This window comes from Micrococcus sp. KRD128, from assembly GCF_017168395.1.
Classification (GTDB): domain Bacteria; phylum Actinomycetota; class Actinomycetes; order Actinomycetales; family Micrococcaceae; genus Micrococcus; species Micrococcus luteus.
Window position 1 is genome coordinate 223,474 of the sequence record NZ_JABFAX010000015.1, and the last position, 13,230, is coordinate 236,703.

Below are 13,230 nucleotides of genomic sequence, written 5' to 3' on the forward strand. Positions count from 1 at the left end.
CGCGTCCAGCCGTGCCCCGCCCCGCACCCGCCCCGACCGCGCGCGCCGCAGCGGCCCACCCCGCCACGCCTCCGGGCGTGCAGGGCCGCTGGGCCCGGCGCGCGGCGGGCGGGCTGATCGGCGTCAGCGTCCTGCTCGCCGCCTGGTCGTTCGCCCTCCCCTTCGTGTTCGGGCTGGGCCCGCGGCAGGTGCCGTGGTGGCGCGAGGTCTTCGACGTGAACCACGAGGCCAACCTCACGGCGTGGTGGAGCTCGGGCCTGCTCCTGCTGGGGGCCGCGGGCTTCACCACGGTGGGTCTCGTGCGTCGCGCGCTGGGGGCGGATCGGCGGCGGAGCCTGCTCGCGTGGCTGACCCCCGCGGCCCTGCTGGCGGCCATGAGCCTGGACGAATCGACGCAGATCCACGAGCAGGCCGGCCAGCTGTGGGAGGCCCTGCCGTTCGCGGGGGAGAACCCGCTGCCCGCGTTCCAGTGGCTGATCCTCGGCGCGCCGGCCGCGATCGTCGTCCTCGGGCTGCTCGCGCTGTGCACCGTCGCCCTGCCCCGCCGGACCCGAGCGCTGACGGTGGCGGGCGGCGCGGTGTTCTTCTTCGGCGCGATCGTCCTCGAGGCGGTGCCGCTCGTCTTCGGGATCGGGCGCAGCACCCTGGCCTACCACGTGGCGACGCACGCGGAGGAGCTGACCGAGATGATCGGGGCGTCCGTGCTCGTGGTGGCCCCGTGGGCCCACCTCCACCTGCGGCCTGCGCCGGGCCATCTGCAGGTGACCGCCGACGGCGTCCCGGACGTCGGCGCGGACGACGTCGTCCTCGGCGCGGGCCCCGGCCCCGCCGGTAGACTCGACGACTGTGACTGACGCCCGCGCCCCGTACTACCTGACCACGGCCATCTCCTACCCGAACGGCGAGCCGCACATCGGCCACGCCTACGAGTACATCGCCTCGGACGCGATGGCCCGCTTCCAGCGGCTCGACGGGCGGGACGTGCGCTTTTTGACCGGCACGGACGAGCACGGCCAGAAGATGGAGCAGACGGCGCAGCAGCAGGGCGTGAGCGCCCTCGAGCTGGCCACGCGCAACGCCGCCGTCTTCAGGGAGATGGACGACGACGTCCTGGACATCTCCTACGACCGCTTCATCCGCACCACGGACACGGACCACGCCGAGGCCGTCCGCGAGATCTGGCGGCGGATGGAGGCCAACGGGGACATCTACCTCGGCTCCTACGCCGGCTGGTACTCCGTGCGGGACGAACGCTACTTCGGCGAGGACGAGACCGAGGTGGGTCAGGACGGGGTGCGCCGCGCCGTCGAGACCGGCACCGAGGTGACGTGGACGGAGGAGGAGTCCTACTTCTTCCGCCTGTCCAAGTACCAGCAGCCGCTGCTGGACCACTACCGCGAGCACCCGGACTTCGCCGCCCCCCGGTACCGCTTCAACGAGGTCATCCGCTTCGTGGAGGCCGGGCTCGAGGACCTGTCCATCTCCCGGACCTCCTTCCAGTGGGGCATCGACCTGCCGGCGCCCGCGGACCCCGACGCCGCCGACGCCGACCGGCGCGCCGACCACGTCACCTACGTCTGGGTCGACGCGTTGACGAACTACCTCACCGGCGCGGGCTGGCCCGCCGAGGACCCGGAGGCGTTCGCGCGCTACTGGCCGGCGGACCTGCACGTGATCGGCAAGGACATCTCCCGGTTCCACTGCATCTTCTGGCCCGCGTTCCTCATGTCGGCCGGCCTCGAGCTGCCGCGCCGCGTCATGATCCACGGCTTCCTGAACAACAACGGGGCCAAGATGTCCAAGTCCCTGGGCAACGTGGTGCACCCGCGGGAATGGGTGGCCCGGTACGGCCTGGACGCCATCCGCTTCTTCCTGCTGCGCGAGTTCCCGTTCGGCGCGGACGGCTCCTACAGCCACGAGGCCGTGGTGAGCCGCAAGAACGCGGACCTGGCCAACAACCTCGGCAACCTCGCCCAGCGCTCGCTGTCCATGGTGGCCAAGAACTGCGGTGCCGCCGTGCCCGAGCCGGGCGAGCTCACCGACGCGGACCGCGCCGTCCTGGCCCAGGTCGACGCCCTGCTGGAGCGCTCCCGGTCCGCGTACGCGGTGCAGGACTTCCACGACGCGCTCGAGGAGACCTGGCGCGTGCTCGGCGAGGTCAACGCCTACTTCGCGGACCAGGCCCCGTGGGTGCTGCGCAAGACGGACGAGCCGCGCATGCGCACGGTGCTGTACGTGACGCTGCAGGCCGTGCGCCGGGTGGCCCTGCTCGCGCAGCCGGTGATGCCCGACTCGGCATCGCGGCTGCTGGACCTGCTTGGCGTCCCCGCCGAGGGCGACGCCGGCCGCACCGGCGCGTCCGGCACCGGCCCGCGGTCCTTCGCCGCGTTCCACGAAGACCTGGTCCCCGGCACCCCGCTGCCCGCCCCGCAGCCGGTCTTCCCGCGGCACGAGGAGCCCGCCGAGGACTGAGCCCGTCCGGAGGGTGAGACCGGGTGTCACACGATGTGGTCCTCACGCGGGCCGCGCGTAGCCTGAGGGCCATGACCGAGACCACACGCAGCTCCGCAGACCCTTTGGACATCGCCGTCATCGGCGGCGACGGCATCGGCCCCGAGGTCACCGACCAGGCCGCCGCCGTCCTGCAGGCGGCGCTGCGTGCCGAGGGGCGTCCGGAGGCCCGGCTCACCCCGTATCCGCTGGGTGCGGAGCACTGGCTCGAGACCGGCGAGGCGCTCACGGACGAGGTCCTTCAGTCCCTGCGCAGCCACGACGCGATCCTGTTCGGGGCCGTGGGTGCCGCGCCCGGGGACGAGCGCATCCCGTCCGGGCTGATCGAGCGCGGCATGCTGCTCAAGCTGCGCTTCGCGCTGGACCACGGCGTGAACCTGCGCCCGGCCACCCTGCTGCCCGGCGCCGTCAGCCCCCTGGCCGCGCCCGGCGAGATCGACTTCACCGTGGTGCGCGAGGGCACGGAGGGGCCGTACGTGGGCAACGGCGGTGCGATCCGCGTGGACACCCCGCACGAGATCGCCACGGAGGTCTCCGTGAACACGGCGTTCGGCGTGCGCCGCGTCGTCGAGGACGCCTTCCGTCGCGCCGACGCGGGCGAGCGCAAGCGCCTCACGCTCGTGCACAAGCACAACGTGCTGGTCCACGCCGGCCACCTGTGGCGCCGCACCGTGGAGTCCGTGGCGGCCGACTTCCCCGCGGTCACCTGGGACTACATGCATGTCGACGCCGCCATGATCTTCCTGGCGACGGACCCGGCCCGCTTCGACGTGATCGTGACGGACAACCTGTTCGGGGACATCATCACGGACCTCGCCGCCGCCGTGACCGGCGGCATCGGGCTCGCCGCCTCCGGCAACATCAACGTCGAGGGCACGGCGCCGTCGATGTTCGAGCCGGTCCACGGCTCCGCCCCGGACATCGCGGGCCAGGGGGTCGCCGACCCCGTGGCCGCCATCCTCTCCGCCGCCCTGCTGCTCGAGCACGTGGGCGAGGCCGGCGCGGCGGCGCGCGTGCGCACCGCGGTGTGGGCGCACCTGAGGGACCGGGTGGAGGGCGCGCGGGGCACCACCGCCGAGGTGGGCGCCGACGTCGTCGCGCGGGTCTGACGCGCGGGCCCGGCGCGTCGACGCCGGGTCTAGGATGGGGCGACGGCCTGTGGCGTGTGCCACGCCCGGCGCCGTGGCCCCCGCGCGTCGTGCCCGGCACCGGAGCCGTCCCCATCCGTCACCCGTCACGAGGAGTGATCCCACCGTGTCCGAGACCGTGTTCACGCGGCAACCGCATCTGTCCCCGATGTCCGATCAGCAGCGCGTCGAGATTCTCCAGGACCCCGGTTTCGGCAACGTCTTCACGGACCACATGGTCTCGATCGACTGGACCTGGGACGAGGACGGGGGTGCGTGGCACGACGCCCGCGTGGAGCCCTACGGACCGCTGTCCCTGGACCCCTCGGCCGCGGTGCTGCACTACGGCCAGGAGATCTTCGAGGGCCTGAAGGCCTACCGGCACGAGGACGGGTCGGTGTGGACGTTCCGTCCCGAGGCCAACGCGGCCCGCCTGAACCGCTCCGCCCGCCGCCTGGCCCTGCCGGAGCTGCCCGAGGAGCTGTTCCTCGGCTCGTTGCAGGCCCAGCTCGAGGCGGACCGGGCCTGGGTGCCCACCGGCCCGGGCCAGTCCCTCTACCTGCGCCCCTTCATGTTCGCCTCCGAGGCGTTCCTCGGCGTCCGCCCGGCCCGGCAGGTGCGGTACATGGTGATCGCCTCCCCGGCCGGCAACTACTTCGGCGGCGAGCTCAAGCCGGTGACCATCTGGGTCTCGCGCGACTACACCCGCGCCGGCAAGGGCGGCATGGGCGCGGCCAAGACCGGCGGCAACTACGCCGCCTCGCTGCTGCCCCAGCTGCAGGCCGCGGCCAAGGGCGCCGACCAGGTCGTGTTCCTCGACCAGTACAACGACGACGCGATCGAGGAGCTCGGCGGCATGAACGTGTTCTTCGTGCACGCCGACGGCCGGCTCGTCACCCCGGCGCTCACCGGCACGATCCTCGAGGGCGTCACCCGCTCCTCGATCCTCCAGCTCGGCCGGGACATGGGCCTGACCGTCGAGGAGCGTCGCGTCACCCTCGCCGAGTGGGCCGAGGGCGTCCGCTCGGGCGAGATCACCGAGGTCTTCGCGTGCGGCACCGCCGCCGTCGTGACCCCGATCGGCCGTCTGCTCGACGGCGACGACGTGATCGAGTCCGCCGGCGGGACCGACGTGACCCTGAAGATCCGCGCCGAGCTCGAGGGCATCCAGACCGGGCGCGTCGAGGACCGCCACGGCTGGCTGCACCGCCTCGTCTGACCCCACCCCACGGACGGAGACCCCCGTGAGCTCGCACCGCTCCTCCGCGCCCGCCGAGGGCGCCCCACATCCGGCTCCGACGCCGGATGACCTCCCGCCCACCGAGGCCGCCGACCGGCCCCGCTGGACGCCCGTGAAGATCGCCGTCTGGGTGGCCGTCGCCCTGCTCGGCGGCGTCGCCTGGACCATGCTCGCCCTGCACCGCGGTGAGACGATCAACGCGATCTGGTTCGTGTTCGCCGCCGTGGCGACGTTCGCGATCGGCTACCGCTTCTACTCGAAGTACGTCGAGCGCATGATCGTCCACCCGGACGACACCCGCGCCACCCCGGCCGAGTACCGGGCCGACGGCCGGGACTACGTGGCCACCGACCGCCGCGTGCTCTACGGCCACCACTTCGCGGCCATCGCCGGCGCCGGTCCGCTCGTGGGCCCCGTGCTCGCCGCGCAGATGGGCTATCTGCCCGGCACCATCTGGATCATCGTCGGCGTGATCCTGGCCGGCGCGGTCCAGGACTACCTCGTCCTGTTCTTCTCGATGCGCCGCGGCGGCCGCTCGCTCGGTCAGATGGCCCGGGACGAGCTGGGCCGCGTCGGGGGCACCGCCGCGATCGTCGCGACCCTGCTGATCATGGTGATCATCACGGCCATCCTGGCCCTCGTGGTGGTCAACGCCCTGGGCGAGTCCCCGTGGGGCGTGTTCTCCGTGGCCATGACCATCCCGATCGCGCTCTTCATGGGCGTGTACCTGCGCTGGATCCGCCCGGGCCGCATCACCGAGATCTCCGTGATCGGGTTCGTCCTGCTCCTGGCGGCCATCATCGGCGGCGGCTGGGTGGCCGGGACCGAGTGGGGCGCGGCCCTGTTCACCCTGGACCGCACCACCATCGCCTGGGCCGTGATCATCTACGGGTTCGTCGCGGCCGTGCTGCCCGTGTGGCTGCTGCTCGCGCCGCGCGACTACCTGTCCACCTTCATGAAGATCGGCGTGATCGCCGGTCTCGCGCTGGCCATCGTCGTCGTGCAGCCGCGCATCGGCACCCCCGCGTTCTCCGAGTTCGCCTCGGGCCAGACCGGCCCGGTGTGGCCCGGTTCGCTGTTCCCGTTCCTGTTCGTCACCATCGCGTGCGGTGCGCTGTCCGGCTTCCACGCGCTGATCGCCTCGGGCACGACGCCCAAGATGGTGGAGAAGGAGCGCCAGACCCGCTTCATCGGCTACGGCGGCATGCTCATGGAGGCCTTCGTGGCCATCATGGCGCTCGTGGCCGCCGTCTCGCTCGACCGCGGCATCTACTTCGCCATGAACTCCCCGGCCGCCCTCACCGGCGGCACCCCGGAGACCGCCGCCGACTTCGTCATGGGCCTCGGCCTGGCCGGGGTGAACCTCGCCCCCGGGGACCTGACCCACCTGGCCGACCTCGTGGGCGAGGAGACCGTGGTCTCCCGCACCGGCGGCGCCCCCACCCTCGCGGTCGGCCTGGCGCACATCATGGGCCAGCTCGTGGGCGGCGACGCGCTCATGGGCTTCTGGTACCACTTCGCGATCATGTTCGAGGCGCTGTTCATCCTCACCGCCGTCGACGCCGGCACCCGCGTGGCCCGGTTCATGCTGCAGGACTCCCTGGGCAACGTGGTCCCGCGCTTCAAGGACACCTCGTGGCGCGTGGGCGCGTGGGTCTGCACGGCCATCATGGTGGCCGCGTGGGGCGCTGTGCTGATCATGGGCGTCACCGATCCGCTGGGCGGCATCAACACGCTGTTCCCGCTGTTCGGCATCGCCAACCAGCTGCTCGCGGCGATCGCGCTCGCCGTCGTCCTGACGATCGTCGCGCGCCGCCGGGACTTCCGGGGCCTGTGGATCGTGGCGCTGCCGCTGGCGTTCATCACCGTGGTCACCACCGTGGCGTCGTTCCAGAAGATCTTCTCCTCCATCCCGGCAGTGGGCTACTGGGCGCAGCATCGCGCGTTCCAGGACGCGCTGGCGGCGGGGAAGACGAGCTTCGGCGCCGCGAAGTCCGTGCCGGCCATGGAGGCCGTGGTCCGGAACACGGCCATCCAGGGCACGCTCTCCATCGTCTTCCTGGTGCTGGCGCTGATCGTCATCACGACGTCGGTGCTCGCCACGGTGCGCGCCTTCCGCGGCACCGAGGTCATCGACCACCAGGACCCGTACGTGCCCTCGCAGCGCTTCGCCCCGGCCGGGCTGTTCGCCACGGCCGAGGAGAAGGAGCTGCAGCGGCAGTGGGACGCCCTGCCGGCGGACCGGCAGCCGGTGCGGGGTCACTGACGTGGCCGATCCGCGCGCGACGCCGGCCGGGCCCTCCACCGCGGAGGGCCCGGCCGGCCCGTCTCGGCCCGGGGTGTGGGCCCGGGTGCGCTGGTGGGTCCGCCAGCTCTCCGGAGAGGGGAAGTACGACGCGTACGTGGCCCACCACCGGGCCCACCATCCGGAGCGCGCGCCGATGACCGAGCGGGAGTTCTGGCGGGCCGAGTACGCGCGCCAGGAGGCCAATCCGGGCAGCCGCTGCTGCTGAGCGGTCTCGACCCGCCCCGCACCGCGCCGCGCCGCACCGCACCCCGCTGAGCCAGACGAATCCGCCCGCGAGCCAGACGAATCGGTCGCCCCAGACCGTCGGGCGAGGCCGAATCGTCTGGCTCGCGGCGTCAGCGGGGTCGGCATCGGGTTGGGGTGCCCGGCGACGGCGCCCGCCGCTCACCCACTAGGCTGGCGGCCATGCGCATCGCCCGTTTCGTGGACCAGGCCGAACCGACCTACGGCATCGTGGAGGGCCCGGCCGACGCCGACCCCTCCGAGCTGAGCATCACCGCCCTGCAGGGCGACCCGTTCTTCCACGGGATCCAGCCCACCGGCACCACGCACCGCCTCGAGGATGTGCGTCTCGTGGCCCCGATCATCCCGCGCTCGAAGATCGTGGGCGTCGGCCGCAACTGGGCCGACCACGCGAAGGAGCTCGGCAACGAGGTCCCCGCCTCGCCGCAGTTCTTCCTCAAGCCGAACACCGCCGTCGTGGGGCCGAACGAGCCCGTGACCCTGCCCAGCTGGTCGGACGAGGTCTCCTACGAGGCCGAGCTCGCCGTCGTCATCGGCACCATCTGCAAGGACGTGCCGGTGAGCCGCGTGGACGACGTCGTGTTCGGCTACACCGTGGGCAACGACCTCACCGCCCGCGACGCCCAGCGCACCGACCTGCAGTGGGCCCGCGCCAAGGGCTTCGACGGTGCCTGTCCGCTGGGCCCGTGGATCGAGACCGAGCTGGACGTGGAGCCGGCCGGCGGCCTGCGCATCACGTCCCGCCTCGACGGTGAGACCCGCCAGGACGGCACGACCGCGGACATGGTCTTCGGCGTCCGCGAGCTCGTGGCCGCGGCCTCGGAGATGTTCACCCTCCTGCCCGGCGACGTGATCCTGACCGGCACCCCGGGCGGGGTCGGGACGGTCCAGGAGGGCCAGCGCGTCGAGGCCGAGGTCGAGGGCATCGGCGTCCTCGCCACCGTCTTCCGCCGCTGACGCAGGCGCTCGACGGCGGCGTCCGGGCCCCGCGTAGACTCGGGGCATCATGACTGACGCCACCGCTCCCGTGTCCGAGAACGCCCCCGCCCCTTCCCCGACGTCCCCCAGGTGGACGCCGAGACCCCCGTGCGCGTGCGCTTCGCCCCCTCGCCCACCGGCACCCCCCACGTGGGGTTGATCCGCACGGTCCTGTTCAACTGGGGCTGGGCGCGGCACACCGGCGGCACCCTCGTGTTCCGCATCGAGGACACGGACGCCAAGCGCGACTCGGAGGAGTCCTACCAGCAGCTGCTCGAGGCGATGCGCTGGCTCGGGATCGACTGGGACGAGGGCGTCGAGGTCGGCGGCCCGCACGAGCCGTACCGTCAGTCCCAGCGCGGGCAGATCTACGCGGACGTGATCGAGAAGCTCAAGGCCGGCGGGCACATCTACCCGTCCTACTCGAGCCCCGAGGAGACGGAGGCCCGTCACCGGGCCGCCGGCCGCGACCCCAAGCTCGGCTACGACGGTCACGACCGTGACCTCACGGACGAGCAGATCGCCGCCTTCGAGGCCGAGGGCCGCGCGCCGGTCTGGCGGCTGCGCATGCCGGACGAGGACATCACCTTCACCGACCTGGTGCGCGGGGAGATCACCTTCAAGGCCGGCTCCGTGCCGGACTTCGTGGTGGTCCGCGCGGACGGCTCGCCGCTGTACACCCTCGTGAACCCGGTGGACGACGCGCTCATGGGCATCACCCACGTGCTGCGCGGCGAGGACCTGCTCTCGTCCACTCCGCGCCAGATCGCGCTCTACCGCGCCCTGCACGCGATCGGCGTCGCCCGGTACATGCCGGTGTTCGGCCACCTGCCCTACGTGATGGGCGAGGGCAACAAGAAGCTGTCCAAGCGCGATCCGCAGGCCAACCTGTTCCTGCACCGGGACAACGGCTTCATCCCGGAGGGCCTGCTGAACTACCTCGGCCTGCTGGGCTGGTCCCTCTCCGCGGACGAGGACATCTTCACCCCGCAGCAGTTCGTGGAGCACTTCGACGTGCACAAGGTGCTGGCCAACCCCGCCCGCTTCGACGAGAAGAAGGCGATCGCGATCAACGGCACGCACGTGCGCATGCTCGACGTGGCCGACTTCCGTGACCGTCTCGTGCCCTACCTGCACGCGGCCGGCCTCGTGGGCGAGCACCTGACGGAGCGGGAGATGGAGGTCCTCACCGCCGCGGCTCCGCTCGTGCAGGAGCGCGTGCAGCTGCTCGGCGAGGCCGTCGAGATGCTCGCCTTCCTCTTCACGGCGGATCGGGACGTCCGGACCGCCGAGGGCGCCCTCAAGGGCATGCCGGCGGACCTGGGCGCCGCCGTCGCCGCAGCTCGGGAGGCGCTGGCCGCCCTGCCCGAGGACGAGTTCACCACCGAGCGCATCGAGGCGGCGCTGCGGGCGGCCCTCATCGACGGCCTGGGCCTCAAGCCGCGCCAGGCGTTCGGCCCGGTGCGCGTCGCGGTGACCGGCCGCAAGGTGTCCCCGCCGCTCTTCGAGTCGCTCGAGATCCTGGGCCGGGACTCCGCGCTCGCCCGTCTGGACCGCTTCGCCGCGGAGCAGGGCCTGGACCAGGACCCGCCCGCCGACGCATGAGCCGGGGCGTGAGCGCGCCGCCGGCCTGGGACGCCGTCCTCTTTGACCTGGACGACACGCTGCTGGATCTGCGCTCCGCCCAGCACGCCGCGTTCGACGCGACGGTGCGTCGGCAGTGGGCCGGGGCCGCCGACGTCGACCCGGCGGTGCTGGCCGAGGCCACCGAGGCCTTCGCGTCCGACGCCGGCGGCCACTACGGGCGCTACGTGGCCGGGGAGCTGACGTTCGAGGAGCAGCGGCTGGCCCGCGTGGCCGACGCCCTGTGCACGCTCGGCGTGCCCGAGAACGCGGTGACCCCGCTCGACGGCCTGTGGACCACCGACTACGAAGAGGTGGTGCGCGGGCACTGGGCGCTGTTCCCCGCGACCGCCGACGTGCTCGCCGAGGTGCGGGGAACAGGCCGTGGCGTGGGGATCGTCACGAACAACGTGGAGACCTACCAGCGCGGCAAGGCCGACGCCCTCGGTCTGGAGTGGGTCGAGGTGCTGATCGGCTCGGATACGGCCGGGGCCCCGAAGCCGGACCCGGCCCCCTTCCTGGCCGGCTGCTCCCGCCTGGGCGCGGACCCGGGACGCACCCTCATGGTGGGGGACAGCCTGCGTCACGACGTCGAGGGGGCCCGGTCGGCGGGGCTCGTCCCGGTGTGGATGAGCCCCGACGCCCCCGCCCACGGCGGGGCGGAGGAGCCGCTCTGGGACGAGGAGCACGCGTGCTGGCGGATGCGGGCGATCGGCGGGCTGCGGACCTGGCTGGCGGCCTGATCCGCCGATTTTGCACACGCCGCCCGGAGGGTGTAGAGTTCTTACTCGTTGCCGGAGAGATCCGGGAACACCGCGCTCATGAATATGATGCACATCGGTCAGGCATGCTTGACCGACAGTGGGGTATGGTGTAATTGGCAACACAACGGTTTCTGGTACCGTCATTCTAGGTTCGAGTCCTGGTACCCCAGCGAGTCTTCGGACTCAATGAACGCGCACGGGCGGAGACGCTCGGACGTGGCGCACGGCCCCATCGTATAGCGGCCTAGTACGCCGCCCTCTCACGGCGGTAACGCGGGTTCAAATCCCGCTGGGGTCACGCAGTCGCCGCCCGGTCCTCGGACCGGAACGGCACGGGCGGATGAACGCATCCGCCACCTGAACAGGAGACGCAGGCGCAGAAGAAGGTCTCCACGGCATCGCTTCCGCACACGCGGACAGCGCGCTCGGCCCCATCGTATAGCGGCCTAGTACGCCGCCCTCTCACGGCGGTAACGCGGGTTCAAATCCCGCTGGGGTCACCCGAGTGACAGGAGGCCCGGTCCCTGCGGACCGGGCTTCCGTCGTCTCCGTCCGCCGGGCCGGCGGGATGGGCGGCCGGCGCGCGCCCGTGAGACGATGGCCCACGTGCCACACACGGATCAGAACGCCCCGGACCTCGGCGTCGACACGGCCGTCCGCCGCGTGCGCGAGCACCTCGCCGCGCTCGAGCTGCCCTTCGAGACCGTCACCGCGGGGCAGGACCGCGCCGAGCGCGAGCGCACCCTGCACCAGATCGACGACTACGTGCTGCCCCGCCTCGACTCGCTCGACGCGCCGCTGCTGGCCGTCGTGGGCGGCTCCACCGGTGCGGGCAAGTCCACGCTCGTGAACGCGCTCGTCGGCCACGAGGTCTCCCGCTCCTCCGCCCTGCGGCCCACCACGCGCCAGCCGCTGCTGCTGCACAACCCCGCCGACGCCCACTGGTTCACGGGCCCGCGGGTGCTGCCCGACCTCGCCCGCGTCAGCGTGCACCGCGACGCGGCCGCCGGCCCCGTCGAACCCGACCAGTCCGCGATGGACACGGTCGCGCTCGTGGCCGAGCCCGCACTGCCCTCGGGCATCGCCCTCGTGGACGCCCCGGACATCGACTCCGTGGCGGACCAGAACCGCGCGCTGGCCCGGCAGCTCCTCGAGGCCGCCGACCTGTGGATCTTCACGACGACGGCGCACCGCTACGCCGACGCCGTGCCCTGGCAGCTGCTGGACGAGGCCGCCGCCCGCGACATCACCGTGGCCGTCGTGCTCGGCCGCGTGCCCGAGGGCGCGGCGGAGGACATCACCCCGGACCTGCGGCGCATGCTCACCGAGCGTGGCCTCGCCGACGCCCGGATCCACGTGATCCCCGAGACCCGCTTCGACGAGCGCGGCCTGCTCCCGCAGGAGCACGTCGCAGGCCTGCGCGCGTGGCTCGAGACCCTCGCCGCCGACGCCCAGGCGCGCGGCGCCGTCGCCCGCCGGACCGTGGACGGCGTGCTGGGCCAGCTGGCCGCCCGCGTCGCCGACCTGGCCCGCGCCGAGGAGGAGCAGCGGCACGCCGCGGACCTGCTCGCCCGGATCGTGGGGGACTCCACGGACCAGGCCGTCGGCCGGGTCCATGAGGCCACCTCGGACGGCACGCTGCTGCGCGGCGAGGTGCTCTCCCGCTGGCAGGACTTCGTCGGCACGGGGGAGTTCTTCCGCGGCGTCGAGACCACGATCGGCCGGCTGCGGGACCGCCTCGGCGCCCTCGTGCGCGGGCGCCCGGCCCCGCCCGAAGAGGTCGAGTCCGCACTGGAGACCGGCCTGCACGCCGTGATGGTCGAGGCGGCCGCCGCGGCCGCCGAGCAGATCGAGCGACGCTGGGCGTCCGAGCCGGCGGGCCGGGCCCTCGTGGCCGGGCGCGACCTGGGCGCCCTGACGCCGGACGCGTCGGCGCGGGCGGCCGACGTCGTGCGGGACTGGCAGACGGACGTGCTGGCGCTGATCCAGGAGGAGGGCGCGGGCAAGCGCACGCGCGCCCGCCTGGCGGCCACCGGCGTGAACGGCGCGGCCGTGGCCCTCATGATCATCTCGTTCGCCTCCACCGGCGGACTCGCGGGCATCGAGGTCGGCATCGCCGGCGGCGCCGCCGTCGTCGGTCAGAAGCTGCTCGAGTCGATCTTCGGCGAGGACGCCGTGCGCCGCATGGCCCGGCGGGCCGATGAGCTGCTCGAGCGCCGCGTGCGGGCCTTCCTCGAGACCGTGCTCGCGGACCGCTTCCTGCCGCTGCTCCACCTCGAACGCGAGCCGCAGGCCACCGAGGAGCTGCGCGCCCTCGTGCCGGTGCTGCGCCGCGGGGTGGCCGCCGGCGTCGACGGCCCGACCGGGCCCGAGCACGCCCCGTCCGCCGCCGAGGCGGGGGAGGAGCCCCGATGAGCCGCCGCGACACCCCCGCCC

Annotated in this window: 10 protein-coding genes and 3 tRNA genes; all 13 read left to right on the top strand. The window is 73.0% G+C overall.

The window, feature by feature from the left end:
• Positions 1-854 (top strand): hypothetical protein (locus J1M44_RS07240; protein ID WP_241252873.1); only part of this gene is annotated, 854 nt, incomplete at its 5' end.
• Positions 847-2,472, top strand: coding sequence for a methionine--tRNA ligase (gene metG, locus J1M44_RS07245; protein WP_002854196.1), 1,626 nt, complete (start codon positions 847-849; stop codon positions 2,470-2,472). The genes J1M44_RS07240 and metG, both read left to right, overlap by 8 nt.
• Before the next feature lie 71 nt (positions 2,473-2,543).
• Positions 2,544-3,620: a 3-isopropylmalate dehydrogenase gene (locus J1M44_RS07250; RefSeq protein WP_060775801.1), complete on the top strand. Its 1,077-nt coding sequence runs from the start codon at positions 2,544-2,546 to the stop codon at positions 3,618-3,620.
• 145 nt (positions 3,621-3,765) lie between these two features.
• On the top strand, positions 3,766-4,857 hold the full coding sequence (locus J1M44_RS07255; RefSeq protein ID WP_081091338.1) for a branched-chain amino acid aminotransferase: 1,092 nt from the start codon (positions 3,766-3,768) through the stop codon (positions 4,855-4,857).
• Between the two features lie 25 nt (positions 4,858-4,882).
• On the top strand, positions 4,883-7,144 hold the full coding sequence (locus tag J1M44_RS07260; RefSeq protein ID WP_060775802.1) for a carbon starvation CstA family protein: 2,262 nt from the start codon (positions 4,883-4,885) through the stop codon (positions 7,142-7,144).
• A 1-nt stretch (position 7,145) separates the two neighbouring features.
• The gene (locus J1M44_RS07265) at positions 7,146-7,391 is read left to right on the top strand and encodes a YbdD/YjiX family protein (protein ID WP_049145181.1); all 246 of its coding nucleotides are present in this window, start codon (positions 7,146-7,148) and stop codon (positions 7,389-7,391) included.
• A 200-nt stretch (positions 7,392-7,591) separates the two neighbouring features.
• Positions 7,592-8,386: a fumarylacetoacetate hydrolase family protein gene (locus tag J1M44_RS07270; protein ID WP_060775803.1), complete on the top strand. Its 795-nt coding sequence runs from the start codon at positions 7,592-7,594 to the stop codon at positions 8,384-8,386.
• A gap of 111 nt (positions 8,387-8,497) precedes the next feature.
• The gene (gltX, locus tag J1M44_RS07275; RefSeq protein ID WP_206480800.1) at positions 8,498-10,012 is read left to right on the top strand and encodes a glutamate--tRNA ligase; all 1,515 of its coding nucleotides are present in this window, start codon (positions 8,498-8,500) and stop codon (positions 10,010-10,012) included.
• 8 nt (positions 10,013-10,020) lie between these two features.
• Positions 10,021-10,773, top strand: a complete 753-nt coding sequence (locus J1M44_RS07280; protein WP_342356579.1) for an HAD family hydrolase — start codon at positions 10,021-10,023, stop codon at positions 10,771-10,773.
• A 119-nt stretch (positions 10,774-10,892) separates the two neighbouring features.
• A tRNA-Gln gene (locus tag J1M44_RS07285) sits at positions 10,893-10,964 on the top strand.
• Between the two features lie 55 nt (positions 10,965-11,019).
• Positions 11,020-11,092 (top strand) — tRNA-Glu (locus tag J1M44_RS07290).
• A gap of 129 nt (positions 11,093-11,221) precedes the next feature.
• Positions 11,222-11,294, top strand: a tRNA-Glu gene (locus J1M44_RS07295).
• Between the two features lie 106 nt (positions 11,295-11,400).
• Positions 11,401-13,209 carry a dynamin family protein gene (locus tag J1M44_RS07300; protein ID WP_095695569.1) on the top strand — a complete coding sequence of 603 codons (1,809 nt, stop codon included), beginning with the start codon at positions 11,401-11,403 and terminating at the stop codon, positions 13,207-13,209.
• Positions 13,210-13,230: the final 21 nt, after the last annotated feature.

What these genes read in the sequence shown, in the direction of transcription:
- J1M44_RS07250 (WP_060775801.1), top strand. Translation starts at nt 2,544, where the DNA reads ATGACCGAGACCACACGCAGCTCCGCAGACCCTTTGGACATCGCCGTC.
- J1M44_RS07270 (WP_060775803.1), top strand. Translation starts at nt 7,592, where the DNA reads ATGCGCATCGCCCGTTTCGTGGACCAGGCCGAACCGACCTACGGCATC.